Annotated in this window: 24 protein-coding genes; 16 read left to right on the forward strand and 8 right to left on the reverse strand. The window is 73.1% G+C overall.

From position 1 onward, the window contains the following. Window positions 1–15: 15 nt before the first annotated feature. The 5 genes from smpB to E3O41_RS05115 all read left to right on the forward strand — a co-directional run bounded on the left by smpB (window position 16) and on the right by E3O41_RS05115 (window position 3049). Complete coding sequence (gene smpB / locus E3O41_RS05095; RefSeq protein WP_067027973.1) at window positions 16–492, forward strand: SsrA-binding protein SmpB; 477 nt, start codon at window positions 16–18, stop codon at window positions 490–492. Window positions 493–577: 85 nt separating this feature from the next. Next, window positions 578–1042, forward strand: coding sequence for a prepilin peptidase (locus E3O41_RS05100; RefSeq protein ID WP_244927271.1), 465 nt, complete (start codon window positions 578–580; stop codon window positions 1040–1042). 72 nt (window positions 1043–1114) lie between these two features. Continuing rightward, a complete protein-coding gene (locus tag E3O41_RS05105; RefSeq protein ID WP_067027969.1) occupies window positions 1115–2152 on the forward strand; it encodes a YihY/virulence factor BrkB family protein in 1038 nt (345 codons plus the stop codon). A gap of 32 nt (window positions 2153–2184) precedes the next feature. Then, a complete protein-coding gene (locus tag E3O41_RS05110) occupies window positions 2185–2424 on the forward strand; it encodes a response regulator (RefSeq protein WP_067027967.1) in 240 nt (79 codons plus the stop codon). A 7-nt stretch (window positions 2425–2431) separates the two neighbouring features. Further along, complete coding sequence (locus tag E3O41_RS05115; RefSeq protein ID WP_067027965.1) at window positions 2432–3049, forward strand: CYTH domain-containing protein; 618 nt, start codon at window positions 2432–2434, stop codon at window positions 3047–3049. Between the two features lie 6 nt (window positions 3050–3055). On the opposite strand, the gene E3O41_RS05120 is transcribed toward E3O41_RS05115, so the two are convergent. The 3 genes from E3O41_RS05120 to E3O41_RS05130 form a co-directional block, all read right to left on the reverse strand. Beyond that, the gene (locus E3O41_RS05120; RefSeq protein WP_067027963.1) at window positions 3056–4018 is read right to left on the reverse strand and encodes an N-acetylglucosamine kinase; all 963 of its coding nucleotides are present in this window, start codon (window positions 4016–4018) and stop codon (window positions 3056–3058) included. A gap of 107 nt (window positions 4019–4125) precedes the next feature. Beyond that, on the reverse strand, window positions 4126–5523 hold the full coding sequence (gene lpdA / locus E3O41_RS05125) for a dihydrolipoyl dehydrogenase (RefSeq protein WP_067027961.1): 1398 nt from the start codon (window positions 5521–5523) through the stop codon (window positions 4126–4128). 9 nt (window positions 5524–5532) lie between these two features. Next, window positions 5533–6207 carry a copper resistance CopC family protein gene (locus tag E3O41_RS05130; protein WP_158231535.1) on the reverse strand — a complete coding sequence of 225 codons (675 nt, stop codon included), beginning with the start codon at window positions 6205–6207 and terminating at the stop codon, window positions 5533–5535. Between the two features lie 191 nt (window positions 6208–6398). Between E3O41_RS05130 and E3O41_RS05135 the strand changes: the two genes are divergently transcribed. The 3 genes from E3O41_RS05135 to E3O41_RS05145 all read left to right on the forward strand — a co-directional run bounded on the left by E3O41_RS05135 (window position 6399) and on the right by E3O41_RS05145 (window position 8207). Then, a complete protein-coding gene (locus tag E3O41_RS05135) occupies window positions 6399–6851 on the forward strand; it encodes an FHA domain-containing protein (RefSeq protein ID WP_067028136.1) in 453 nt (150 codons plus the stop codon). Then, on the forward strand, window positions 6851–7546 hold the full coding sequence (gene ftsR / locus E3O41_RS05140) for a transcriptional regulator FtsR (protein WP_067027958.1): 696 nt from the start codon (window positions 6851–6853) through the stop codon (window positions 7544–7546). Before E3O41_RS05135 ends, ftsR begins: the two co-directional genes overlap by 1 nt. A gap of 115 nt (window positions 7547–7661) precedes the next feature. Next, window positions 7662–8207: a MerR family transcriptional regulator gene (locus E3O41_RS05145; protein ID WP_067027957.1), complete on the forward strand. Its 546-nt coding sequence runs from the start codon at window positions 7662–7664 to the stop codon at window positions 8205–8207. Between the two features lie 466 nt (window positions 8208–8673). Here E3O41_RS05145 and E3O41_RS05150 read toward each other — a convergent pair whose 3' ends face one another. Continuing rightward, window positions 8674–9480, reverse strand: coding sequence for a ParA family protein (locus E3O41_RS05150; RefSeq protein WP_067027955.1), 807 nt, complete (start codon window positions 9478–9480; stop codon window positions 8674–8676). Between the two features lie 71 nt (window positions 9481–9551). Between E3O41_RS05150 and E3O41_RS05155 the strand changes: the two genes are divergently transcribed. From E3O41_RS05155 to E3O41_RS05170, 4 genes are read left to right on the forward strand one after another with little or no spacing between them, the layout of a single operon-like run. Next, window positions 9552–12959: a pyruvate carboxylase gene (locus E3O41_RS05155; RefSeq protein WP_067027953.1), complete on the forward strand. Its 3408-nt coding sequence runs from the start codon at window positions 9552–9554 to the stop codon at window positions 12957–12959. 9 nt (window positions 12960–12968) lie between these two features. Continuing rightward, window positions 12969–14765 (forward strand): MinD/ParA family ATP-binding protein, encoded by a 1797-nt coding sequence (locus tag E3O41_RS05160; RefSeq protein ID WP_067027951.1) that lies wholly within the window; start codon window positions 12969–12971, stop codon window positions 14763–14765. Next, entirely contained in the window at window positions 14762–15253 is a 492-nt protein-coding gene (def, locus tag E3O41_RS05165; protein WP_067027949.1) for a peptide deformylase, read from the forward strand. The genes E3O41_RS05160 and def overlap by 4 nt, the downstream gene beginning before the upstream one ends. Before the next feature lie 31 nt (window positions 15254–15284). Then, window positions 15285–16307 carry a pseudouridine synthase gene (locus E3O41_RS05170; RefSeq protein WP_240482483.1) on the forward strand — a complete coding sequence of 341 codons (1023 nt, stop codon included), beginning with the start codon at window positions 15285–15287 and terminating at the stop codon, window positions 16305–16307. 3 nt (window positions 16308–16310) lie between these two features. Here the strand turns inward: E3O41_RS05170 and E3O41_RS05175 are convergent, their stop codons facing one another. Continuing rightward, entirely contained in the window at window positions 16311–16847 is a 537-nt protein-coding gene (locus E3O41_RS05175) for a GNAT family N-acetyltransferase (RefSeq protein ID WP_067027947.1), read from the reverse strand. Between the two features lie 103 nt (window positions 16848–16950). On the opposite strand from E3O41_RS05175, the gene E3O41_RS05180 reads away from it, so the two are divergent. Continuing rightward, window positions 16951–17517, forward strand: coding sequence for a LemA family protein (locus E3O41_RS05180; RefSeq protein WP_067027945.1), 567 nt, complete (start codon window positions 16951–16953; stop codon window positions 17515–17517). A gap of 91 nt (window positions 17518–17608) precedes the next feature. Here E3O41_RS05180 and E3O41_RS05185 read toward each other — a convergent pair whose 3' ends face one another. Genes E3O41_RS05185 through E3O41_RS05195 form a run of 3 tightly spaced genes read right to left on the reverse strand, consistent with a single transcriptional unit; the run spans window position 17609 to window position 20354 of the window. Continuing rightward, the gene (locus E3O41_RS05185) at window positions 17609–18088 is read right to left on the reverse strand and encodes an S-ribosylhomocysteine lyase (RefSeq protein ID WP_067027943.1); all 480 of its coding nucleotides are present in this window, start codon (window positions 18086–18088) and stop codon (window positions 17609–17611) included. 23 nt (window positions 18089–18111) lie between these two features. After that, window positions 18112–19077, reverse strand: coding sequence for a hypothetical protein (locus E3O41_RS05190; protein ID WP_067027940.1), 966 nt, complete (start codon window positions 19075–19077; stop codon window positions 18112–18114). Then, window positions 19074–20354: a winged helix-turn-helix domain-containing protein gene (locus E3O41_RS05195; RefSeq protein WP_067028133.1), complete on the reverse strand. Its 1281-nt coding sequence runs from the start codon at window positions 20352–20354 to the stop codon at window positions 19074–19076. Before E3O41_RS05195 ends, E3O41_RS05190 begins: the two co-directional genes overlap by 4 nt. A gap of 125 nt (window positions 20355–20479) precedes the next feature. Here E3O41_RS05195 and E3O41_RS05200 point away from each other — a divergent pair, with 125 nt between their 5' ends. The 3 genes from E3O41_RS05200 to ilvA all read left to right on the forward strand — a co-directional run bounded on the left by E3O41_RS05200 (window position 20480) and on the right by ilvA (window position 24849). Then, on the forward strand, window positions 20480–22300 hold the full coding sequence (locus tag E3O41_RS05200; protein WP_067027938.1) for a penicillin-binding transpeptidase domain-containing protein: 1821 nt from the start codon (window positions 20480–20482) through the stop codon (window positions 22298–22300). Window positions 22301–22366: 66 nt separating this feature from the next. Further along, window positions 22367–23596 carry an AI-2E family transporter gene (locus E3O41_RS05205; protein WP_067027936.1) on the forward strand — a complete coding sequence of 410 codons (1230 nt, stop codon included), beginning with the start codon at window positions 22367–22369 and terminating at the stop codon, window positions 23594–23596. Continuing rightward, on the forward strand, window positions 23593–24849 hold the full coding sequence (gene ilvA / locus E3O41_RS05210) for a threonine ammonia-lyase (RefSeq protein ID WP_240482481.1): 1257 nt from the start codon (window positions 23593–23595) through the stop codon (window positions 24847–24849). The genes E3O41_RS05205 and ilvA overlap by 4 nt, the downstream gene beginning before the upstream one ends. Window positions 24850–24987: the final 138 nt, after the last annotated feature.

Consider the following 24987-nt stretch of genomic DNA (forward strand, 5'->3'; position numbering starts at 1 on the left):
CGGGAGGTGATCAGGATGGCGAAGGAGAAGGGCGAGAAGGTCGTCGCACTCAATCGGCGTGCCCGCCACGAGTACACGATCGAGAAGACCTACGAGGCCGGACTGGTGCTCCAGGGGACCGAGGTCAAGTCGCTGCGCGAGGGCCACGCGAACCTCACCGACGGCTACGCCTACATCGATCGCGGCGAGGCGTTCCTCGACCAGGTGAGCATCCCGCAGTACTCCAACGGCACGTGGACGAACCACGCGGCCAAGCGGATCCGCAAGCTGCTGCTGCACAAGGACGAGATCGCCAAGCTCGCGCGCAAGGCCGCCGAGGGCGGCTACACGCTCGTGCCGATGAAGCTGTACTTCGTCGACGGCCGCGCCAAGGTCGAGATCGCGGTCGCGAAGGGCAAGACGCAGTACGACAAGCGGCAGACCCTGCGCGAGCGCCAGGACCGCCGCGAGGCCGAGCGGGCGATGCGCACGCGCAACCGCATGGGCGAGTGACTCCCGCGCAGCCCACAGGCATATATGCCACCCCTGGCCGGGCCCTACGCTCGGCGCATCGGATCACCGGATGCGGGGAGGGCGGATGCAGGCGCTGGTCGCGGCGGCATACCTTGCGTTCGGCGTCGCCTCGCTGGTGCTGATCCGCAGCGACCTCGCCGAGCATCGCCTGCCGAACGCCGTGGTACTGCCCGCGACGGCCGTCGTCGGCGCCCTGCTCACCCTCGCCTCCATCGCGGCCGGTGACACCGCGGCGGTCGGGCGTGCGGCGGCGGGCGCCCTCGCGCTGGGCGCGTTCTACGCCGCCCTGTGGGCGATCGGGCGCGGGCGCGGCATGGGCGGGGGAGACGTCAAGCTGGCCCTGCTGGTGGGCCTGTTCCTGGGCTGGCACGGCTGGCCCGAGCTCGCCCTCGGCGGGGCGGCCGCGTTCGTCGTGGGCGGCGCGAGCGCCCTGGCGCTCATCGCCGCGCGGCGAGCGACGGCGCGGACGCACATCGCGTTCGGGCCCTTCATGCTGATCGGCGCATGCCTCGGTCCGATCCTCGTCTGAGCCCCTCTAGACACGAACGGGCGTCGCCGCAAGGGGTGATCGCCGGCGCCGGCGGTGTCCTAGGGTATGGGCATGCGAGCGGTCGGGGAGTGGGTGCGGCGCGTGCTGGCGTGGGCGCTGAGGCTGCGGGTCGTGCGATCCTTCCTGCTCTTCTCCGAGAGCAACGGCGGCGTCCTGGCCGGCAGCATCACCTTCCGCGCCCTGTTCTCGCTGTTCGCCGCCGTGCTGCTGGGCTTCTCCGCCGCCGCGATCTGGCTGCAGGGGCGCCCCGAGCTGTGGGACGCGCTCGTGTCGGCCATGAACAACGTCATCCCGGGCCTGGTCGGCGGCGCGGGCAGCGTCATCGACGTCCGGCAGCTGCAGAACGCACCGGGATCGATCACCATCGCGGGAGTCATCGCGGTGCTCGGGCTCATCTGGGCCGCCATCGGGGCGATCCAGACCACGCGCACGGCGATCCGGATGATGGCGGGGACCGCGCACGACACGGCCTCGTTCTTCGTGCTCATCGTGCGCGACCTCATCTTCGCCGCGGCGATGGGCGCGATGTTCGTGGTCTCGGCCGCCGTCACCTTCCTCGGCTCCGCGTTCGCCTCGGCCGTGCTCGGCTGGCTCGGCCTCGGCTCCGGGCTGCTCGCCACGCTGACCACGCGACTCGTGACGATCGCGGTCACGTTCGTGCTCGACGCCGTCCTCATCGCGCTGCTGTTCGCGCTGCTGTCGGGCCGGAAGGTCTCGGCCCGGGCGCTGTGGAGCGGCGCCCTCATCGGCGCCGTCGGCCTCGTCGTGCTGCAGCAGCTGTCGGGCCTGTTCGTGGGCGGGGCGACATCCAACCCGCTGCTGGCGACCTTCTCGTCGCTCGTGGCCCTGCTGCTGTGGCTGAACCTGTCGGCGCAGGTGATCCTCATCGGCTGCGCGCACGTGATCACGACCGCCGACGAGGAGCAGGACCGCGTCGGCGAGAAGTACGGTGCCGCGACGTTCGCGCAGCGCAAGGTGCGCCGCGCCGAGCGCGACGTCGAGATCGCCACCGCCACGCTGCGGGAGGCGCGCGAGCAGGAGGCGGCAGAGCGCGAGAAGCTCGCGGCCGAGGGCAGCGCGGCGCCCTGACGGCGCCACGACGGCGGGGGTAGGCTCGCGGCATGGCTATCGCGAGACTGCACGGCGGACCCCTCGACGGACAGGTCCTGCCCCTGGATTCCCCCGACCTCGACCAGCTGATCATGCCCTATGCGGAGGGTCAGCTCGTCTACCGTCGCGAGGGCGCGGCCGAGAACACCGGCGACGACGACGGACCCACCTCGTTCGACTTCCACTTCGATGGCGAGGTCGGCGACATCAACTCGACCGACGACGACGAGCCCAAGGCCGCAGATCGGTGATGCGGGCATGACCGAGCCGACGCGCTTCGTCGAGGTCGAGCGCAAGTTCGATGTCGACGCCGGTACCCCCGTGCCCGCCTGGACCGATGTGCCGGGCGTCGCGCGGGTGACCGCGGGGCAGGAGCGCCACCTCGACGCGCTCTACCTCGACACCGCCGACCTCGCGCTCGCGCGCGCCGGGGTGGCCGTGCGCCGGCGCACCGGCGGGCCCGATGCCGGGTGGCACATCAAGGGTCCGCTCATCGACGGCGCGCGCCTCGAGCTGGGCTGGCCCCTGGGCGAGGGCGACGAGGTGCCCGAGGCGGTCCGTGCCGAGCTCGCTCCGTACACGGGCGACGCGCTGGCGCCGCTGGCCCGGATCGTGAACGACCGCACCGCCTATGAGCTGCTCGATGCCGACGGCGCGGTGCTGGCCGAGTTCGTGGACGACCACGTGCGCACGTGGGACCTGCGCGGCGGCGACGAGCGCGAGTGGCACGAGTGGGAGATCGAGCTGGGGCCCGCGGCCCCGGCCGACGCGGACGCCCGCGAGGCGTTCTTCGCGGGCGTGACCGATGCGGCCTTCGCCGCCGGTGCGCGCGCGGCCTCGTCGGCGTCGAAGCTCGCCCGCGCGCTCGGGCGCTGAGCCCGCTCAGCAGGCGAACGGCGCCACGCGCGGCACCGGCCGCCCGGCCGCCAGACGCCGGGCCAGGAGCACGGCGCCGTCCAGCGGCCTGCCGGGGCGCTCCGCCACCTCGAGCCCCGGATGGCGCGCGCGCAGCGCGGCGAGGACCGGATCGCGCAGCAGCGCGGGCGGCATGCCGAACAGGCCGCCCGTGAGCGCGATCCGCGGTGGCACGCCGTCGCCGATCGCGCCCGTCAGCGTGTCGGCGAGGTGCGCGGCGGCGCGCCGCAGGATGTCGCGCGCGGTCTCATCGCCCTCCTCCGCGGCGGCCGCGACGTCGGGCGCGAACTCGCCGAGCACCCGCGGGCGGTCCGTCCGCGGGTACACCTGGCCCGGCCACGTCGCCACGGGGCCGAACCGCGCCTCCGCCGCGCGGGAGAGCGCCGAGGGGGCGGCGCGGCCGTCCAGGCCCCGCGCCGCGGCCCGCAGGCCCTCCATGCCGATCCATGCGCCCGAGCCGAGGTCACCCAGCAGGTGCCCCCAGCCGTCGACGCGCCGCCATACGCGGTCCAGGTCCGTGCCGAGCGCGACGGCGCCCGTGCCGGCCGCCAGCACCGCCCCCGGTGCGTAGCCGAGGGCGCCCACATGGGCCGTGACCATGTCGCTCGCCAGCAGGGCGTCGCGCGCCGCGAAGGCCGAGGCGAGGCGGTCGCGGACCCAGACGGGATCCTTCACGAGGCTGGAGAGCCCCGCGACGCCCGCCACGACCCCCACGATCTCGGGCCGGCGCTGATCGAGCTGCTCGACGAGCCGCGTGGCCAGGTGCGTCAGCCCGTCGGCCACCGCATCGTCCGAGACGCCCGTGCTCGCGGCGCGCGGCGGGCCGCTCACGCTCGCGACGGGGCGGCCGTCCGCGGCGCCCTCGGCGACGAGTCGCGTGCCGCTGCCGCCCAGATCGATCGCGACGACGAGGGGATCGGTCATGCTCATCCCGCCATCTTCCCGCACATGCGACGAGCCCCTCCCGCGGAACGCGGAAGGGGCTCGTCTGTCGGTCGGCGCGTCAACGCCGCCGCGCGGCATCGACGGGCACCGACTCACATGTTGATGAAGTGCCCCTGCAGGCCGTGGAAGCCCTCCTGCAGCGTCTCCGACAGCGTCGGGTGCGTGTGCACGTTGCGCGCCGCCTCGACGGCGGTGAGGTCCCACTTCTGGGCCAGGGTGAGCTCCGGCAGCAGCTCCGAGACGTCGGGGCCGACCATGTGGCCGCCGATGAGCTCGAGGTGCTCGGCGTCGGCGATCAGCTTGACGAAGCCGATCGGCTCGCCCAGGCCGTTGGCCTTTCCGTTCGCGCTGAAGGGGAACTTCGCGACCTTGATCTCGCGGCCCTCCGCACGGGCCTGCTCCTCGGTGAGGCCGAAGCTGGCCACCTGCGGCGAGCAGAACGTGGCGCGCGGCATCATGCGGTAGTCGCCCAGCGTCTGGGTCTCGGCCTTGGCGATCGTCTCGGCGGCGACCACGGCCTGCGCCTCGGCCACGTGGGCCAGCTGCAGCTTGGCGGTCACGTCGCCGATGGCGTAGATGCCGTCGACGTTCGTGCGCATGTAGTCGTCGATCTCGATCGCGCCGCGATCCGTGAGCTTGACGCCCGTCTTCTCGAGGCCGAAGCCCTCGACGTTCGGGGCGAAGCCGACCGACATGAGGACCTTGCCGGCCGTGATCTCGCCCGGCTGGCCGTCGCGGCTCTCGTACGTGACGCGGACCGACGATCCGTTGTCCTCGACGGTCTTGACCGCGGTCGAGGTGAGGATGTCGATGCCGTACTTCTTGTACTGCTTCTGGATCTCCTTCGAGACCTCGGCGTCCTCGTTGGGGAGGGCGCGGTCGAGGAACTCGATGATGGTGACCTTCACGCCGTAGTTCGACAGCACGTAGGCGAACTCCATGCCGATGGCGCCGGCGCCGACGATGACGATCGACTCGGGGAGCTCGCGCGAGAGGATCTGCTCCTCGTAGGTGACGACGTTGTCGCTCAGCTGTACACCCGGCAGCAGGCGCACCTTCGAGCCGGTGGCGATGATCACGTTGTCGTACGTGATCTCCTCGGTGGTGCCGTCGGCCTTGGCGACCGAGATGGCCTTCGGGCCCGTGAAGGTGCCGCGGCCCTCGTACTCGGTGACCTTGTTCTTCTTCATGAGGAAGTGGATGCCCTTGACGTGCGTCTCGGCCACCTTGCGGCTGCGGTCGAACGCGGCGCCGAAGTCGAACGAGACCTCACCCGAGATGCCGAAGAAGTCGGCCTTGTGGGTGAAGGTGTGCGCGACCTCGGCGTTCTTCAGAAGCGACTTCGAGGGGATGCAGCCGACGTTGAGGCAGACACCGCCCCAGTACTTCTCTTCGATGATCGCGACCGAGAGTCCGAGCTGTGCACCGCGCACCGCGGCGACGTAACCGCCGGGGCCTGCGCCGAGGATGACGAGGTCGTAGTGAGCCATACCGAAAGCCTATCGCCCGGCGGGAGGGGTGCGCGTGGCGTCGTCGTCGGGTCCGCCGCGGCGGGCGCGGGCGATGAGCACCGCCACGAGCGCCCCCAGGCCGGCGGCGAGCACGATGCCGCCGATGATCCAGGGCAGGTTGCGCGCGAAGCTGTCGCCGTCGGCCGGGGTGCCGTCGGCCGGGTCGTCGGTGGCGACCGGCGTCGAGGTGGCGGCCGGCTCGTGCGACGGCGCGCTCGCGTCCGGCGTGCGGGTGGGCTCGGGCATCGCGGACGGCGCGGTCGGGGTGGTCACGGTGAACGCGAACGTGCCGTCGGTCGGGTGACCGTCGCTCGAGACGACGCGCCAGTTGACGGTGTAGGCGCCGGCCTCGGCGGCCTCTCCCAGGGGCACCGTGACGATCGCGCCGTCGACCGCGGCGGGGCCGGCGGTGACGTCGGTCTGGGACGGCGAGAGCACCTCGACGACCGTGCCGTTGTCGCCGGCGTCGATCAGCTCGGCGCTGAAGGCGAGCGTCAGCTCGGTCGGGAGCGTCTCGACGGTCGAATCGGCGGCCGGATCGCTCGACACCAGGGTGTCGTGCGCGGCGGCGGGGGAGGCGGCGGCGAGCGAGAGCAGCAGCAGGGCGCCGGCCGCCGCCGCGAGGGCGGGCAGGCGTCGCAGGCTTCGGGTCAGAGCGGTCACGCCCTCGACCGTAGGGCGCGGCGCTGGGCGAACGCTGGCGGCGAGGCGGCCGACAGTGGGTTCGTGACTCGACAATCACCCGCCCGGCATGCGATCGGGGCCGCGAAGCGCGCGGCCGATCGGATACGCTGGACAAAAGGAGGGGAACAAGCGTGACGGATTCGGAATTCCAGCCCACATCGGCTGCATCGCTGCGGCGTGACGGGGGCCACGACGGTCAGGGCGACTCCACGCAGTCGTTCGGGCACGACTCCGACCTGTCCTTCGTGCCGTTCCACGGCGAGCTGTCGGCCACCGAGCTCGAGGCGATCCAGGCCCTGCCGGCCGGCTCGGCGCTGTTGCTCGTCCGCTCGGGCCCGACCGCCGGGGCGCGCTATCTGCTCGACGGCGACGTGACGACCGTGGGTCGCCACCCCGAGGCCGACATCTTCTTCGACGACGTGACGGTCTCGCGCCGCCACTGCGAGATCCTCCGCACCGAGGCGGGCTTCGAGATCGTCGACCAGCGCTCGCTCAACGGCACCTACGTCGACGGCTCCCGCGTCGACCGCGGCGTGCTGCGCAACGGCGACGAGGTGCGGATCGGCAAGTTCCGCGTGAACTTCTTCAGCTCGCCCCTCGACCTGCCGGCGGCGGGGGCCTGATGGCGGCTGCCGCTGCTCCTCTGCCGCGGCGTGAGCCCGGTGCGGGCGCGTTGCTCAGCATCGGTCAGGTGCTGGCGAAGCTCACCCCGGAGTTCCCGCAGCTGACCTCGAGCAAGCTCCGCTTCCTCGAGATGCAGGGCATCGTCTCGCCCCAGCGCACGGCGTCGGGGTACCGCAAGTTCTCGCCGAGCGACCTCGAGCGCCTGCGGTTCGCGCTCACGCTGCAGCGCGATCACTACCTGCCGCTGAGCGTCATCCGCGAGCACCTCGCCGATGTCGACGCCGGCCGCGAGGTGCAGACGCCCGTGGCGCCCCCGTCGATCCACCCGGCCGAGCGCCGCTACAGTCGCGCCGACCTGCTGGCCGCCGCCGGCGCGGCGCCGCAGCTGTTCAACGACGCCGTGAGCACCGGGGTACTGAAGGCGGCCGAGACGTACGACGAGCAGGCCGTCGCCCTCATGCGCGCGCTCGTGGCCCTCGACCGTCACGGCATCGAGCCGCGGCACGTGCGCGGGCTGCGCCAGGCCGCCGAGCGCCAGGTCGCGCTCGTCGAGACCGCGCTGGCCACCGTCCGCCGCCGCACCGACGCCTCGTCGCGCGCGAAGGCGAACGAGCTGGCGCCGGAGCTCGCCGCCCGCCTCGACGAGGTGCGGGCGATCTTCGTGAAGGACGCGCTCGGCCGGCTGACGGACTGATCGTCTCGTTCCGGTAACAGCAGGGCGACACGCCCCCGCCCGAGGGGCGGATGTCGTTGCCGGGGCACGGGGTGGGGCGTACGTTGGACAGGTCAGAGGGACGACAGGGGGACACATGGACGCAGGCACTCCGACCGGTGAGCCGGGCTTCGCCGTCGAGCTCCTCTTCACCGACGGTCTCCCCGAGCTCGACCCGCAGACGGGCTACCGCGGCGCCGTCGCGGCGCGCGCGGCGGGCATCACGTACCGCCAGCTGGACTACTGGGCCCGCACCGAGCTCGTGGTGCCGACCGTCCGCAGCGCCACCGGATCCGGCTCGCAGCGCCTCTACGGCTTCCGCGACATCCTCGTGCTCAAGCTCGTCAAGCGCCTGCTCGACACCGGCATCTCGCTGCAGCAGATCCGCACCGCTGTGGAGCAGCTGCGCGCCTCGGGCATCCAGGACCTGGCCGGCACCACGCTCATGAGCGACGGCGCGTCGGTGTACCTGTGCACGTCGAACGACGAGGTGATCGACCTCGTCAGCCGCGGGCAGGGCGTGTTCGGCATCGCCGTGGGCAAGGTGCTGCGCGAGGTCGAGTCCGAGCTCGTCGACTTCGAGGCCGCCTCGCCCGACCCGACCGACGAGCTCGCCGCCCGTCGCGCCCGCAAGACCGCCTGACCTCTCGCCCGCGCCGCGAGGCCTGCGCCTCAGCTCCGCGGCTGTGCCGCGAGGTCTCGACTGGCTGCGCTCGCTCGACCCGTCTCCGCTCCGCGCTTCGCGCTCCGGTCGACGAGCCGTGGTGCTTGTTGCTCGTCACGAGCGTGACCACGCGGGGTCGTCGACCGAGCGAAGCGAGCGGAGACGGCTCGAGCGGAGGCCGCGCAGCGGCCGCAGTCGAGAGCGCAAGGCCTCAGGCCCCGCTTCGGATGTGGTGGTCGCTTCAGCTCCGCGGCTGTGCCGCGAGGTCTCGACTCGCTGCGCTCGCTCGAGCCGTCTCCGCTCCGCGCTTCGCGCTCCGGTCGACGAGCCGTGGTGCTTGTTGCTCGTCACGAGCGATGACCACCCGGGCTCGTCGACCGAGCGAAGCGAGTGGAGACGGCTCGAGCGGAGGCCGCGCAGCGGCCGGAGTCGAGAGCGCTGAGCCTCAGGCCTGCTCGCGGGGGTCGGGGATCCGGCCCGAGCGCATGATGCGGTCCAGGAGCACGTCGAAGTCGGCGGCCAGCTCCTGAGCGGACTCGCCCGGCCACACGTGCAGCGGCTTGGCGGCGCCCTGCGCCTGCTGCAGCGACGTGCGCTCGGGCAGCTGCGGCTCCAGCACGAGCGGGCCGAACATGTCGCGCAGCTCCTTGATGCGGAACTGGTGCTCGATCGACTGCGGGCGCACACGATTGACGACGATGCCGAGGGGCTGCAGGCGCGGCGAGAGGCCGCGGCGGATCTCCTCGATCGCCCGCAGCGCGCGGTCGGCGGCGGCGACGGAGAACAGGCCGGGCTCGGTCACGACCGCGACGCGGTCGCTGGCGGCCCAGGCGGTGCGCGTGAGGGCGTTCAGCGACGGGGCGCAGTCGACGAGCACGAGGTCGTACTCGCTCTCGATGAGCGCCAGCGCCTCCTCGAGCTTCCACACGTCCTTCACGCTCGGGTGCGGCCCGTCGAAGTTGATCGCCGAGGGGCTGCCGATGAGCACGTCGATGGTCCCGGGGTGCGCCTTGGCCCAGCCGCTCTGCGTGATCGCCTGACGGACGATCTTCTCCTTCGGCGACGTCAGCACATCGGCGATGTTGAGCTTGCCGGCGGGCTGGATGTCCATGCCCGTGGAGACGTCAGACTGCGGGTCGAGGTCGACCACGAGCGTGCGAAGACCTCTCGCGAAGGCCGCGGACGCGAGGCCGAGGGTCACGGTCGTCTTGCCGACGCCGCCCTTGAGAGAACTGACGCTGAGTACGTGCACCTCCCCACGTTATCGCCCCTATGCTGTGGAGGACGTGCGGACCCGGTGAATCCCACGGCCGAAGGAGGCCCATGTTCTCGAAGGTTCTTGTCGCGAATCGTGGCGAGATCGCCATTCGCGCCTTCCGCGCCGCGTACGAGCTCGGCGCCCGAACCGTCGCCGTCTTCCCGTTCGAAGACCGCGGCTCGCTGCATCGGCAGAAGGCGGACGAGTCCTACGAGATCGGGGAGCCGGGCCATCCCGTCCGCGCCTACCTGGACGTCGACGAGATCATCCGCGTGGCGCTGCACGCCGGGGCCGACGCCATCTACCCCGGCTACGGCTTCCTCTCCGAGAACCCCGAGCTCGCCGCGCGCGCCGCCGAGAACGGCATCACGTTCATCGGGCCGGCCGCGAAGGTGCTCGAGATGGCGGGCAACAAGGTCACCGCCAAGGAGCACGCGATCGCCGCCGGCGTGCCGGTGCTGCGCTCCACCGAGGCGTCGGACGACGTCGACGCGCTCGTGGCGCAGGCCGGCGACATCGGCTTCCCCATCTTCGTCAAGGCCGTCGCCGGCGGCGGCGGCCGCGGCATGCGGCGCGTCGAGACCCCCGACGGGCTGCCCGAGGCACTCGAGGCCGCCATGCGCGAGGCCGGCGCCGCGTTCGGCGATGCCCGCGTCTTCCTCGAGCAGGCGGTGGTGCGCCCGCGCCACATCGAGGTGCAGGTGCTCGCCGACAAGACCGGCGCGACCGTGCACCTGTTCGAGCGCGACTGCTCGGTGCAGCGGCGCCACCAGAAGGTCATCGAGATCGCGCCGGCGCCGAACCTCGATGACGCGATCCGCCAGGATCTGCACCGCTACGCGGTCGCGTTCGCCGAGTCGATCGGCTACGAGAACGCCGGCACCGTGGAGTTCCTGCTCGAGACGGCGGGGGAGCGGGCCGGCGAGGTCGTCTTCATCGAGATGAACCCGCGCATCCAGGTGGAGCACACGGTGACCGAGGAGGTCACCGACGTCGACCTCGTCCAGTCGCAGATGCGCATCGCGGCCGGCGAGACGCTCGCGGACCTCGGGCTCACGCAGGACCGCATCGTGCTGCGCGGGGCCGCGCTGCAGTGCCGGATCACGACGGAGGACCCCTCGCAGGGCTTCCGCCCCGACACCGGGCGCATCACGACCTACCGCTCGCCGGGCGGCGCGGGCATCCGCCTCGACGGCGGCACGACGGCGGCCGGGTCGCAGATCAGCCCCCACTTCGACTCGATGCTCGCCAAGCTCACCTGTCGGGCGCGCGACTTCCCCGCCGCGGTGGCCCGGGCCAAGCGGGCGCTGGCGGAGTTCCGCATCCGCGGCGTCGCCACGAACATCCCGTTCCTGCGGGCCGTGCTCGACGACCCGGCGTTCGTGGTGGGCGACCTCAGCACCGCCTTCATCGACGAGCGTCCCGAGCTGCTGCGGAGCAACCCGTCGCGCGACCGCGCCACGAAGCTGCTGAACTGGCTCGCCGACGTCACCGTGAACCGCCCGTACGGCGAGAAGCCGGTGATGCTCTCGCCCGGCAGCAAGCTGCCGGCGATCGACCTGAAGGCCCCGGCGCCGGCCGGCAACCTGCAGCGCCTGCGCGAGCTGGGCCCGGAGGGCTTCGCGCGCGCCCTGCGCGAGCAGACCGCCCTCGCCGTCACCGAGACGACGTTCCGCGACGCGCACCAGTCGCTGCTGGCCACGCGCGTGCGCACCCGCGATCTCGTCCGCGTCGGCCCGCACGTGTCGCGCATGACGCCGCAGCTGCTCAGCGTGGAGGCGTGGGGCGGCGCCACCTACGACGTGGCGCTGCGCTTCCTCGCCGAGGACCCCTGGGAGCGGCTGGCGGCGCTGCGCGAGGCGATGCCGAACCTCCCGATCCAGATGCTGCTGCGCGGGCGCAACACCGTCGGCTACACGCCCTACCCGACCGAGGTCACCGACGCGTTCGTGCGCGAGGCGGCGGCGACGGGCGTCGACATCTTCCGCATCTTCGACGCCCTCAACGACGTCTCGCAGATGACCCCGGCGATCCGGGCCGTGCGCGAGACCGGCACCGCGGTGGCCGAGGTTGCGGTCTGCTACACGGGCGACCTGCTCGACCCCGCCGAGTCGCTCTACACGCTCGACTACTACCTGCGGCTGGCCGATCGCATCGTCGAGGCCGGCGCGCACGTGCTGGCGATCAAGGACATGGCGGGCCTGCTGCGGCCGGCCGCGGCGGCGAAGCTCGTGACGGCGCTGCGCGAGCGGTTCGACCTGCCGGTGCACCTGCACACGCACGACACCGCGGGCGGGCAGCTGGCCACCCTCCTGGCGGCCAGCGCCGCCGGGGTGGACGCCGTCGACGCGGCCGCGGCGCCGATGTCGGGAACGACGAGCCAGCCGTCGCTCACGGCGCTCGTGGCCGCCCTCGCGCACACCGAGCGCGACACGGGCCTCGACCTGCAGGCCGTGAGCGATCTCGAGCCGTACTGGGAGGCCGTGCGCCAGCTGTACCGGCCGTTCGAGTCGGGCCTGCCCGCACCGACCGGGCGCGTGTACCACCACGAGATCCCCGGCGGCCAGCTGTCCAACCTGCGTCAGCAGGCGATCGCGCTGGGCCTGGCCGACCGCTTCGAGCGCATCGAGGACATGTACGCCGCCGCGGATCGCATCCTCGGGCGCATCCCCAAGGTCACCCCGTCGTCGAAGGTGGTGGGCGACCTCGCCCTGGCCCTCGTCGCCGCGGACGCGGACCCGGCGGATTTCGAGCAGAACCCGCAGGCGTACGACATCCCCGCCTCGGTCGTCGGCTTCATGGCCGGCGAGCTGGGCGATCTGCCCGGCGGATGGCCCGAGCCGTTCCGCTCCAAGGTGCTCGCGGGCCGCGAGGTGTCGGTGGGGGCCGTGGAGCTCACCGACGAACAGCGCGAGGGGCTCGCCGGCGACACCGCGACCCGCCGGCGCACGCTCAACCGCCTGATGTTCCCCGGCCCGGCCGCCGAGTTCGAGGCGAATCGCGAGGCCTACGGCGACCTGTCCGCCCTCGGCACGCCCGACTACCTCTACGGCCTGAGGCCGGGCGAGGAGCACGTCGCGGAGATCGACCCCGGCGTGCAGCTGTACGTGGGCCTCGAGGCGATCGGCGAGGCCGACGCCAAGGGCATGCGCACGGTGATGACCACCCTCAACGGCCAGCTGCGGCCGGTGTACGTGCGCGACCGCAGCATCACCGTCGAGACACGACAGGCCGAGAGGGCCGACCCGGCGCAGCGCGGCCACGTGGCGGCGCCGTTCGCCGGCGTCGTGACGCTCAAGGTCGCCGCCGGCGACGAGGTGAAGGCCGGTCAGCCGGTGGCCGCGATCGAGGCGATGAAGATGGAGGCGGCCATCACGGCGCCGGTCGACGGGCGCATCGAGCGCCTCGCGATCGGGGCCACGGCGCAGGTCGAGGCGGGCGACCTTTTGGTCGTCGTCGCACCGGCCGAGTAGTTTCTATCTGTGACGCCTGACAAGAAGGAGCGGCACGACGAGCCCGAGGACCACGGAGTCCTGGGGGACGCCGCCGCCGATACGACCGTGATCGGCGTCGTCGGGACCCGGACCTCGCAGGTGCGCGTGACGCTGCCGCGCGGGTACGAGGACCTCGACGACGACGTCGATGTCGTCGACGACGCCCCCGCGGACCTGTCCCTCGGCAGGATCGTGCTCGAGCTGCCCGCCGACACCGACGACGACGCCCTCGACGAGCCCGAGGAGGGCGAGATCGTGGCCGAGACGGGCGAGATCGACGTGGACGTTCCCGCGGCGCCGGAGGAGCGCGTCGCGTCGGATCCCGTCGCCTCCGCGCGTGCCCGCATCGCCGAGGCCCTCATCGCCGCCCGCGCGTCGATCGGCGACCGCGGCGCCGCCGAGGACGAGGGCGACGAGGCCGAGGTCGTGGACGAGCACGCGGATGAGGTCGCCCCGGCGGAGAGCCCGGAGCGCGAGGGCGAGGCCGTCATCGACCCGGTGCCGGAACCCGCGCCGGCCCCCGGGCCCCAGCCGGAGCCGATCCCCGAGCCAGAGCCCGCCCCGGAGCCCGAGCCGGCCCCGGAGCCCGAGCCGGTCCCGGAGCCCGAGCCGATCCCGGAACCGGCCCCCGAGCCCCTGCCGCAGCCGGAACCCGAACCGGAGCCCGAACCCGCGCCGGCGCACGTCGCCGCGGACGCACCGCAGATCCCGAAGGACGACACCGTGACCAACACCCCCGGCGACAACGCCGCGCAGCCCGCGTCGGCCGTGGCGGCGACGCGCTTCGTCGCGCGCCCCGTCGAGTCCAAGCGGGTCAACGCCGCCGGCGCCGAGAGCGCCGACCAGCTCACGAGCGACCGTCTCATCGAGCCGTCGGCGCAGGCGCGCCCGGAGCCGGAGGGCGTGTTCCGCTCGCTGATCTACCGCGCCACGCGCGGGCTGATCAACCCCGGCGACAGCGCCAAGGTGCGCGCCCGCAAGGAGCTCAGCGCCCGCATCTCGGCCCCGCTGCACGGTGGCGCCCGCTTCGTGCCGGTGCTCAGCCGCAAGGGCGGCGTCGGCAAGACCACCGTCACCACGCTGCTGGGCATGGCGCTCGCCGACGCGCGCGACGACCGCGTCGTGGCCGTCGACGCCAACCCCGACCGCGGCACGCTCGCCGAGCGCGTCGCCGGCCGCACGGGCCGCACGGTGCGCGACGTCGTGCGCGATCACGCCAAGATCAACGGCTACGCCGACATGTCGGGCCTCGTCGCGCGCGACGAGACGCGCCTGGACGTGCTCGCCTCCGACGCCGATCCGCACGTGGCGGCCGCGTTCGGCGACGACGACTACCGCACGGTCGCCGAGGTGGCCGCGCACTACTACTCGATCGTCCTCACCGACACGGGCACCGGCATGGTGCACTCGGTCATGGAGGGCACGCTCGACCTCGCCGACGAGCTCGTTGTCGTCGCGGGCCTGAGCGTGGACGAGGCGCGCCTGGCCTCCGAGACGCTCACGTGGCTCGAGGCGCACGGCCGCGGCGACCTCGTCGAGCGCGCCGTCGTCGTGCTCAACCAGTCCACGCCGGGCACGCCGCTCGTGCGGCTCGACGAGCTGGAGGCCCACTTCACCAGCCGCGTGCGTGCCGTCGTGCGCCTGCCGTACGACCCCGCCCTCGCCACCGGCAGCGCGATCACGTACGCCGAGCTCAAGCCCGAGACGCGCCTGGCGGCGCGCGAACTCGCCGCCCGCGTCGTGGAGGGGCTGCGTTCGGGCACCCGCCACGGGGCGACGAAGTGACCGTCCGCGAGATCCGCATCTACGGCGACCCGGTGCTGCGCACCCCGGCCGCCGAGATCGAGCAGATCGACGAGGGCATCCGCGCGCTCGTCGACGACCTGATCGACACCGTGAAGCTGCCCGGCCGCGCCGGCGTCGCCGCGCCCCAGATCGGCGTGGGGCTGCGCGCCTTCAGCTACAACGTGGACGACGAGGTCGGCTACATCCTCAACCCCCGCGTGGTCGAGGTGCGCGGCGAGCCGGTGCCGACGGGGGAGGGCTGCCTGTCGGTGCCCAACCTGTGGCACGAGGCGCTGCGCCACCCGTACGCGCGCGTGGAGGGCATCGACCTGGACGGGCAGAAGATCGTGCTCGAGGGCGAGGGGCTGTTCGCGCAGATGCTCCAGCACGAGACCGATCACCTCGACGGCGTCGTGTACCTGCAGCGGCTGCCCAAGGAGGAGCGGGCCAAGGCGATGCGCGCGGTGCGCGAGAGCGAGTGGTTCTGAGCCGGATCCCCCACCGGGGCGCGGTGATCGCGTGAGGTCGCTGCGACGCAACGCCGCCCTGCCGCCGCGCGACGGGATCGCCGCGGCGCGGCTGCGCGCCCCCGGCGGGCGCGAGACACACGATGCCGCGCACCTTCCCGTCCCCGCCACCGTGCGCGAGTGGCTCGTCGACGTCGTCATCCCCACCACGATGGGCCGCGAGCAGGCCTTCGGCCAGCAGCCGCTGGATCCGGAGTACTTCGTCGGGGAGGGCGCGCTCGTCGACGCCGCCGGCGCGCCGGTGGCGCTGGATGACCCCGTGCGGCCCGGCGGGTTCTACTGGTTCCACAAGCCGATCCCGTACGAGGACCGGGTGCCGTTCGAGGTGCGGATCGTGCACGAGGACGACGACCTCCTCGTCGTCGACAAGCCGCATTTCCTCGCGTCCACCCCCAACGGCGTCTTCGTGCGCGAGTGCGTGGTCACCCGGCTGCGCGTGCAGCGGGGCGAGGACGACCTCGTGGCCATCCACCGGCTCGACCGCGTGACGGCGGGGCTGCTCGTGCTCTCGCGGCGCCCGCAGACGCGCGGCGCCTACCAGGTGCTGTTCCAGCGTCGCGGGATCGAGAAGGTCTACCGCGCGCTCGCCTGGCTGCCGCGCGGGTGGACGCCCGGCGAGCCGCTGCCGCTCGGGCTCGAGAGCGGCGACGAGCGCGAGGTGCGCAGCCGCCTGCTCAAGGTCGACGGCGAGCGGCCGGTGCGCGAGATCCCCGGCGAGCCGAACGCGCACACGTCGGTGCGTCTCGTGCGCACGTTCCGGCACGGCGATGCGTGGGCGGGGGAGTTCGTGCTCACGCCGCACACGGGCAAGACCCACCAGCTGCGCGTGCACATGAACGGCCTCGGCATGCCGCTGCTGGGCGATCCCGTCTACCCGGTCGATCTCGGGCCCGACCCGTACGACTTCCGCCACACGCTGCAGCTGCTGGCCGAGCGGCTCGCGTTCGACGACCCGATCACCGGCGAACGGCGCGAGTTCGTCAGCGGCCTCTCGCTCGACCCGGCGCGCGCCTGAGCGTCAGTCCGCGGCGACGCCGAGCGGCTTCACGAGCGTCTCGAACGCGAGGTCGTCCCGGCGGGGGATGCCGAAGCGCTCGTCGCCGTAGGGGAACGGGCTGTGCTCGCCCGTGCGGCGGTACCCGCGCCGCTCGTACCAGGCGATGAGGTCCTCGCGTGCGGTGATCACCGTCATCCGCAGCTGGCTCACCGACCACTCCGCGCGGGCGAACCGCTCGGCCTCGGCCAGCACCGCGCGCCCGATGCCGCCGGCCTGCGCGCGCGGGTCCACCGCGAACATCCCGAAGTAGGCGTGGTCGCCGCGGTGCTCCAGGTGGCAGCACGCCACCGGTGCGCCGTCGCGCTCCGCGAGCAGCACCACGGAGCCGCCCGGGCCCAGCAGCCCCGACACCTGATCGGCGTCGGTGCGCTGGCCGTCGAGCAGGTCGGCCTCCGTCGTCCAGCCGGCGCGGCTGGCCTCGCCGCGGTAGGCGGACTCGACGAGCGAGACGATCGCGGGGACGTCGGACGGATCAGCGATGCGGAGCGAGAGAGTCACCCGACGACGCTACCGCCGCGATCGCTCACAGGAGGAATGCCGCGGATTCCCCCGTGCGCCCGGAACGACCGGCATAGGATGTCAGAGGCAAGAGGGGGTTCTCATGGAATGGCTCATTCCCGTCGGCATCATCGTGGTGCTCGTCGTCGCGATCGGCATCTACCTGTGGGCGACGTACAACTCGCTCGTGCAGCTCAACGTGCGCGTCGACGAGGCGTGGAGCGACATCACGGTCCAGCTCAAGCGGCGAGCCGACCTGATACCGAACCTCATCGAGACGGTGAAGGGCTACGCCGCCCACGAGAAGGCCGTCTTCGAGAACGTCACGCGCGCCCGCGCCGAAACCCTCCAGGCCACCACGCCGCGCGATGCCGGTGTGGCCGAGGGGCACATGGAGCAGGCGCTGAAGAGCCTCTTCGCGGTGGCCGAGGCGTACCCGCAGCTGCAGGCGAGCCAGAACTACCTCCAGCTGCAGCAGTCGCTCGTCGACACCGAGGACAAGATCCAGGCCTCGCGCCGCTTCTACAACGGCGGCGTGCGCGAGCTGAACACCAAGATCAAGGTGTTCCCCAACAACCTCTTCGCCCGCCAGCTGGGCTTCCACGAGCGCGAGTTCTTCGAGGTGGTCGACGGCGCCGCGATCGCCGAACCGCCGCGCGTGCAGTTCTGAAAGAACGGCACTTGCCCATCGAGCACCTGCAGTTCTGAGAACCGCACGAAGGCCCGGTCCCGCGAGGGGCCGGGCCTTCGCCGTCGGCGGATCAGTACACGACGCCCACGCGCTCGAAGGGATCGACGCTGAAGCCCTGCGCGACGATGCGGGCGGCCCATTCGCGGGCGCTGTGGAGGCTGTGGTCTCGGTAGTTGCCGCAGCCCTCGGCGCTCACGCCGGGCACGTCCTCCCAGGCCACCTGCTCGGCGATCGCGTGCAGGCTGTCGGCCAGTGCCGGGGCGATCTCCTCGGGCGTGCGCTCGCCCCACATGATGAGGTGGAAGCCGGTGCGGCAGCCGAACGGCGAGCAGTCGATGACGCCGTCGAGGCGATCGCGCAGGAGGCTCGCGAGCAGGTGCTCGATGGTGTGCAGTCCGGCCGTGGGGATCTCGCCCTCGTTGGGCTGGACGAACCTCAGATCGAAGTTCGAGATCGTGCCGCCCAGCGGGCCGTGCTCGGTGGCGATGAGCCGCACGTACGGTGCGATGACGGCGGTGTGATCGAGCTGGAAGCTCTCGACGTCGGCCATGGTCCTCCCCGGGGATCGCGGTGTCAGAACACGGACAGCACGAGCCGGCCGTCCGCGACCTCCATCGTCCCACGCAGGGTCCAGTCGTCGGCGCGGTACGTGAACGTCTCCTCGGAGCCGTCGTGGGCGATGCCCGTGACGGCCGCGGTGAGCGAGCCGCCGGTGGCAGCGAACGTCATCGCCTCGGTGTCGATCTCCACCCACGGCAGGTGGTCGATCGTGAAGGCGACGCCGCGGAACTCGCGCAGGTCGGCCGGCCAGGGCACGACGATGCCGCAGGCCTCGGGAATGGCGTCGGTGGCCGCGGCGCACTCCTCGGCGTGCGCGGCGAGGCGCTCCTGCACCACCTCTTGCGCCTCGTCGACGAAGGTCTGCGGCACCTCCACCGCGGCGGGGTCCGCCCCGGGGAGGGCGGTCACGGTGGCGGATCCGTCGAGGACCTCGCCCGGCAGGCTCGTCAGCTCGTACTGCGCGGGGTACAGCCGGATCGGCTCCCCGGCCGCGAAGGACAGCTCGCCGATCGCCACGGTGTCGCCGATGCTCGGCTCGGCCGTGACCGTGATCACGTCGCCCATGCGCCACACACCGTCGGAGCGTTCCATGGGGCTTTCGAACGTGTGGGTCTCGCCGCCGAGGGTCACGCTCGCCCGCGCGGTGGCGCGGTCGCCCGAGGTCTGCACGCCCTCGAGCGTGGCGTCGGCGACGTAGGAGCTCGCCTGCGCGAAGGCCTGGATCGCCGGATCCTCGATCGAGGCGCCGGTGACGCGCCGCAGGGCCGAGACGTCGCCCTCCTCGAGCGCCGCGAGGTACTGCTCGGCGACGTCGCGCGCATCCGGGCCGCGGCTCGAGGCCCACCAGACGCCGAGCCCGGCGCCGACGACGATCAGGGCGAGGAGCCCGATCGCCCACGCGGGGATGCGCCGACGGTGGCGCGGCTTCGCGGGCGCCGGGGTCGGGGCGGTGCCGTCGAGGTCCCAGGAGCTCGTCATGACGCCCTCTCCGCGGGGACCGGGCGCGGCAGCGCTGTGGCGGGCGCGAGGGGAGCGCGCGGGTGGTCGTGGCGCTCCGTGTCGGGCAGGGCGGCGGCGATGTCGTGGGCGGCATCGCCCCATCCCGACACCGACACGCGCTCGAGCCCCTGCCAGCGCGCGGCGTGCCGCAGCTCGGCGGCGATGCGCTCGGCCGCGTCCTGGGGCGCCCCCGGCTCCCACCACGCCGACTGCACGAGCAGGGCGGAGCCGGCGCGGTCGGCCTTCAGGTCGACGCGGGCGGCGAGGCGGTCGCCCACGAGCACCGGCAGCGAGTAGTACCCGTAGCGGCGCTTCTCGGCCGGCACGTAGATCTCGATCCGGTAGTCGAAGCCGAACAACCGCAGCGCGCGGTCGCGGAACCACACCACCGGGTCGAACGGGCTCAGCAGGGCGGTGCGGTCGACCCGGCGCGGCACGACGGCGTCGCGGTGCAGGTATGCGGGCACCGGCCGGCCGGCGCGCTCCCATCCCGCCACGCGCACCGGCAGCAGCACGCCGGCGTCGACGAGCTCGGCGATCGCCGGGACGGCGTCGCGGGCCTTGAGGCGGTAGTAGTCGCCGAGGTCGGCGGCGGTGGCCACGCCGGAGGCGCGCGCGGCGCGGGCGACGAGCTCGCGCACGGCGTCGGGCCGCGCCAGCTCGCGGTGCAGCGCGCCGGCGGGGATGACGTGCTCCGTCAGCGCGTAGACGCGCTCGAAGCCGCGGCGCTCCGCGATCGCGACGTCGCCGAAGCGCCACAGCATCTCAAGACCGCGCTTGACGTCGTCCCAGTCCCACCACGGCCCGCGCGCGACGCGGGGCGACGCCTGCGCGAACTCGGCGGGCCGCAGCGGGCCGCGGTCGGCGAGCTCGGCGCGCAGGCGGTCGAGCGTGGCCGCGTGGTCATGCGCCCAGGTGCCGGGGGCGGCGTAGCGGGCGCGGAAGTCGTCCATCCGGAACCGCCACAGCGGCCAGTCGTCGGCGGCCACGAGAGCCGCCTCGTGCGCGACGTACTCGACGTATCGCTTGCGGCGCCCGAACAGCATCCGGTCGAGGGCGTCGCGGTCGTACGCGCCGAGCCGGGAGTAGTGCGGCATGTAGTGCGTGCGGGCGAAGACGTTGACGGAGTCGATCTGGAGCGCGCCCAGGCGCTCCATCACGCCGTGCAGCCGCGCCGTTCCCGCCGTCGCCGGTCGCGCGCCGGAGAGGCCCTGCGCGCCCAGCGCGATGCGCCGCGCCTGCGCCGGGCTGAGCATCTCGATCGGTTGGTTCCCCACGCCGTCCACGGTACCGGCGGGCGCCGACAATCCGCGGGGTGCGGCGCGGTCGTCGCGGGCGCGTGCGGCGCCCGGTGTCGCCGGCCGCTGTCATACTGGCGGCGATGTCTCGGATCGTGTCTGCCTCCGCCCTCGTCCTTCTCGCCACCGCCGCGCTCGTCGGCTGCGCGCCCGGCGACGACGGGCTCGACGACGCCGTGGCCGGCCTCGAGTCGGCGCTCGAGCACCACGAGCTGCCGGCCGTCGTCGAGGGCGGCTCCGACTTCGAGGCGCTCGTGGAGCCGCTGGCCGGCTACGCCGTCGACGTGACGGCGGGCGAGCCCGAGCGCGGCGGCGGCGGCACCGCGAGCGTGCCGCTCACCTGGGCCTGGGGCATCGATGGGCGCGAGTGGCGCTACGAGCAGACGCTCACCCTCACGCGCGACGACGAGGCGGGCGAGTGGACGCTGCCCTTCGCGCCCTCGCTCGTGGCCGATGGCCTGGAGGAGGGCGAGACGCTCACCGTGACGCGGCAGTTCCCGCCCCGGGCCGCGATCCTCGGGGGCGACGGCCAGCCGATCGTGACCGAGCGGCCGGTCACGCGCTACGGACTCGACAAGAGCTGGATCGATGCGGGCCAGGTGGAGCAGAGCGCGCGGGCGATCGCGGCCGCCGTGCAGGTGGACGCCGACGAGTTCGCCGGCCGCGCCGCGGCCATGGGCGAGCTGGCGTTCGTCGAGGCGATCACGCTGCGGCCGGAGGACGCGGCCACGCGCGTGGCCGCCGACTTCGCGGACATCCCGGGCGCCAGCGCGATCGACACGACCATGCAGCTCGCCCCCACCCGCACCTTTGCGCGCGAGATCCTCGGCACGGTCGGCGAGGCCACGGCCGAGATCATCGAGAACTCCGACGGCGAGATCGGGCCCGGCGAGCAGACCGGACTGTCCGGACTGCAGGCCGCCCACAACGATCGGCTGCGCGGCACGCCCGCGGTCACGATCGCCGCGACCACGGGCGAGGAGGGTGCGGAGCCGCGCGTGCTGGCGGAGTGGCCCGCCGAGGAGGGCGAGCCGCTGCAGGTGAGCCTCGACATCGCGCTGCAGCAGCGCGCGGAGGACGTGCTGGCCGGCACGACCTCGACCAGCGCGCTCGTGGCGATCCGCCCGTCGACGGGCGAGATCCTCGCGGCCGCCAACGGGCCGGCGAACGGCGGCTTCGACGCGGCCACGACCGGCCGCTACGCGCCGGGATCGACGTTCAAGGTCGTCACCGCGCTGGCCCTGCTGCGCAGCGGCATGAGCCCCGACGATGTCGTCTCGTGCGCCGACGAGGTCGCCGTCGACGGATACACGTTCCACAACTACGGCGACTATCCGGACACGGCGATCGGCGACATCCCGCTGCGCGACGCGATCGCGCACTCCTGCAACACGGCGCTCATCGGCCAGCACGAGCGCATCACCGACGCCGACCTGCGCGATGCCGCCGAGGCCCTCGGCGTGGTCGGTCCGGACGACGCCGACTCGCAGACGGCGCACGCCGCCAACCTCATCGGCCAGGGCATCGTCACCGAGACCCCGCTGGGCATGGCGACCGTGGCCGCGTCGGTGGCCGCCGGGCAGACCGTGCGCCCGTTCTTCGTCGCGGACGAGGCCGACCAGACCGCCTCGACGCTCACGGCGGAGGAGGCGGTGACCCTGCGCGAGCTGATGCGCGGCGTCGTCACCGACGGCTCCGCGACGTTCCTCGCGGCGCTGCAGCCGCCCGTGGCCGCCAAGACCGGCACGGCGGAGTTCGGCGAGCCCGACGCGGAGGGGAACCTCGCGACGCACGCGTGGATGATCGCGTTCCAGGAGGATCTCGCGGTCGCCGTGTTCGTGGAGCGCGGCGACGGGGGAGCGGCGACGGCCGGCCCCCTCATGTCGGCCTTCCTGGCCCCCTGACCCGCCCCGCGGGCTCGCGCGACGTATCCCGGTGCGCGCATACGGCGGGGACCTAGACTGAGCCAGATGAGCGACGAGAATCGGCGCGGGGGGTTCTGGGACTTCCTGCGGGCTCGCCCGGTGACGCTGCCGGGCGGCGAGACGCGCCCCGCGGAGCCGGGTGAGGTGCCGCCGGGACTGCGGATCGCCACGGCCTACGCCTGGCGCTTCCTCGTGATCGCCGGCGCCGCCGCGGTGATCGTGTGGCTCGTGATCACGTTCAAGCTCCTCGTGATCCCGATCCTCGTCGCGATCCTCATCACCGCGCTGCTCTATCCCGGCTTCACCCTGATGCTGCGACTGCGGATGCCGCGGATCCTCGCGATCATCGTGTCGGTGGTCGGGACCCTGGCGATCGTGGTCGGCCTCGTGTGGCTCGTGGTGTGGCAGGTGAGCCGGCAGGCCGGCGAGGTGCGCGATCGCGCGGCCCAGGCGATCACCGATCTGCGGACGTGGGCGATCGAGAGCGGGCTGCTCACCGAGCAGCAGATCAGCGACGCGTTCGGCGCGGTCGTCGAGTTCGTGCGGGAGCAGGCCGATGCCCTCCTCAGCGGCGCGCTCACGGTCGGCACCACGGTCGGCCACCTCGGCACCGGTCTGCTGCTGGCCATCTTCATCCTCATCTGCCTGCTCGCCGACGGGGCGTCGATCTGGCGCTGGACCCTGCGGCTGTTCCCGCGGCCCGCGCGCGCGGCGGTCGACGCGTCGGCCCGCAACGGCTGGCAGACCCTCATCAACTACGCGCGCACGCAGATCATCGTCGCGACGATCGACGCCGTGGGCATCGGGATCGGCGCCCTGCTGCTCGGCGTGCCGCTGGCGATCCCGATCGCCGTGCTCGTCTTCCTCGGCGCCTTCGTGCCCTTCGTAGGCGCGATCGTCACCGGCGCCGTCGCCGTGGTGATCGCGCTCGTCTACAACGGGCCCTGGATCGCGCTGGCCATGCTCGCGGTCGTCCTGCTCGTGCAGCAGGTCGAGAGCCACCTGCTGCAGCCCCTGCTCATGGGATCTGCCGTCAAGGTGCACCCGCTCGCGGTCGTGCTCGTCGTGGCCGGCGGATCGATGATCGGCGGGATCGCCGGCGCCCTGTTCGCCGTGCCCGTGGCCGCCTTCGTCAACGTCGTGGCCGTGACGCTCGCCAGCGGCTCGTGGCGCACCGGGGCGCCGCCGGACGCCGACCTCATCTGGAGCACCGTGCCCCGCACGATCGGCCGCGACGAACCGGACGACGACCCGACCGAAGGGAAGCGCGCATGACGATGACCGGACCCCTCCCGAGCACCGCCGCCATTCCGTCGCTGGCCGAGATCGAGGCGGCGGCGCGCAGCCTCGGCGGGGTCATCGAGCGCACGCCCGTGCAGCCGTCGCTCCACCTCACCGAGGTGCTGGGACAGCCCGTGAGCCTCAAGCTCGAGAACCTCCAGCGCACGGGATCGTTCAAGATCCGGGGCGCCACGTACCGCCTCTCGCGGCTCACCCCGGAGGAGCGGGCGCGCGGCGTGGTGGCGGCGTCGGCCGGCAACCACGCGCAGGGCGTGGCGCTGGCGGCGCGCGAGCTGGGCATCGCGGCGACGATCTATATGCCCCTCGGCGTGCCCGTGCCCAAGCTGCTGGCCACCCGCGGCTACGGCGCCGAGGTGGTGCTCGCCGGCGAGACCGTCGCCGAGCCGCTGCGCCTCGCGGCCGAGCACGCGGCCCGCACCGGTGCCGTGCTCGTGCACCCGTTCGACCACCGCGACATCGTCACGGGGCAGGCCACCCTCGGCCTCGAGGTGATGGACGACGTACCCGACGTCGACACGATCGTCATGGGCATCGGCGGCGGCGGGCTCATCGCCGGCGTCGCGGCCGCCGCCAAGGCCCGCGCCGCCGCGTCCGGCCGCACGGTCCGGGTGATCGGCGTGCAGGCCGAGAACGCCGCGCCCGTGCCGCGGTCGCTGCAGGCCGGTGCGCCGGTCGAGATCGAGACGAAGCCCACGATCGCCGACGGCATCCTCGTCTCCCGCCCGGGAGACGTGCCGTTCGAGGTGATCCGCGAGCTCGTCGACGAGGTCGTCACCGTCAGCGACGACGACATCGCGCGGGCGCTGCTGGCGCTGCTCGAGCGGGCGAAGGTGGTGGTCGAACCGGCCGGCGCCGTGGGCGTGGCGGCGATCATGGCGGGCAAGTTCCGAGCGACGGGCCACACCGTCGCGATCCTCTCGGGCGGCAACATCGACCCGCTCCTCATGCAGCGGATCATCGCCCACGGTCTGGCGGCGTCGGGCCGCTACATGACGGTGCGCATCCCGCTGCCCGATCGCCCCGGCCAGCTCGTGCAGGTGTCGCAGGTGATCGCCGAGGCTGGCGGCAACGTCATCGAGGTGATGCACACCCGCCACGGTCAGGGCCTGCAGATCAGCGAGGTCAACCTTCAGGTGTCGGTCGAGCTGCGGGGCACCGAGCACCGCGATCTCGTGCTGCAGGCGCTGCGCGATGCGGGCTTCCGCCCCGAGCTCATGCCCGACTGACCGGCCGTTGCGCGTGTTGCGGCGGTCGCCTCAGGTCCGCGGCTGCGCCGCCCCGTTCAGCAACCGGTCGGGGAGAACCCGGCGGTTCCTGAACGGAGGCGCGTAGGGCCGCAGATGAAGGGACCCGCTGAGGCCGAT

The organism is Microbacterium sediminis, from assembly GCF_004564075.1.
Taxonomy (GTDB): domain Bacteria; phylum Actinomycetota; class Actinomycetes; order Actinomycetales; family Microbacteriaceae; genus Microbacterium; species Microbacterium sediminis.

Coding starts and splice junctions, on each gene's coding strand:
- lpdA (WP_067027961.1), bottom strand. CDS start 5,523: ATGGCTCACTACGACCTCGTCATCCTCGGCGCAGGCCCCGGCGGTTAC.
- E3O41_RS05145 (WP_067027957.1), top strand. CDS start 7,662: ATGGACGCAGGCACTCCGACCGGTGAGCCGGGCTTCGCCGTCGAGCTC.
- E3O41_RS05120 (WP_067027963.1), bottom strand. CDS start 4,018: ATGAGCATGACCGATCCCCTCGTCGTCGCGATCGATCTGGGCGGCAGC.
- E3O41_RS05185 (WP_067027943.1), bottom strand. CDS start 18,088: ATGGCCGACGTCGAGAGCTTCCAGCTCGATCACACCGCCGTCATCGCA.
- E3O41_RS05180 (WP_067027945.1), top strand. CDS start 16,951: ATGGAATGGCTCATTCCCGTCGGCATCATCGTGGTGCTCGTCGTCGCG.
- E3O41_RS05105 (WP_067027969.1), top strand. CDS start 1,115: ATGCGAGCGGTCGGGGAGTGGGTGCGGCGCGTGCTGGCGTGGGCGCTG.
- E3O41_RS05110 (WP_067027967.1), top strand. CDS start 2,185: ATGGCTATCGCGAGACTGCACGGCGGACCCCTCGACGGACAGGTCCTG.
- E3O41_RS05200 (WP_067027938.1), top strand. CDS start 20,480: ATGTCTCGGATCGTGTCTGCCTCCGCCCTCGTCCTTCTCGCCACCGCC.
- E3O41_RS05205 (WP_067027936.1), top strand. CDS start 22,367: ATGAGCGACGAGAATCGGCGCGGGGGGTTCTGGGACTTCCTGCGGGCT.
- ilvA (WP_240482481.1), top strand. CDS start 23,593: ATGACGATGACCGGACCCCTCCCGAGCACCGCCGCCATTCCGTCGCTG.
- E3O41_RS05100 (WP_244927271.1), top strand. CDS start 578: ATGCAGGCGCTGGTCGCGGCGGCATACCTTGCGTTCGGCGTCGCCTCG.
- ftsR (WP_067027958.1), top strand. CDS start 6,851: ATGGCGGCTGCCGCTGCTCCTCTGCCGCGGCGTGAGCCCGGTGCGGGC.
- E3O41_RS05115 (WP_067027965.1), top strand. CDS start 2,432: ATGACCGAGCCGACGCGCTTCGTCGAGGTCGAGCGCAAGTTCGATGTC.
- E3O41_RS05195 (WP_067028133.1), bottom strand. CDS start 20,354: ATGCTCAGCCCGGCGCAGGCGCGGCGCATCGCGCTGGGCGCGCAGGGC.
- smpB (WP_067027973.1), top strand. CDS start 16: ATGGCGAAGGAGAAGGGCGAGAAGGTCGTCGCACTCAATCGGCGTGCC.
- E3O41_RS05190 (WP_067027940.1), bottom strand. CDS start 19,077: ATGACGAGCTCCTGGGACCTCGACGGCACCGCCCCGACCCCGGCGCCC.
- E3O41_RS05155 (WP_067027953.1), top strand. CDS start 9,552: ATGTTCTCGAAGGTTCTTGTCGCGAATCGTGGCGAGATCGCCATTCGC.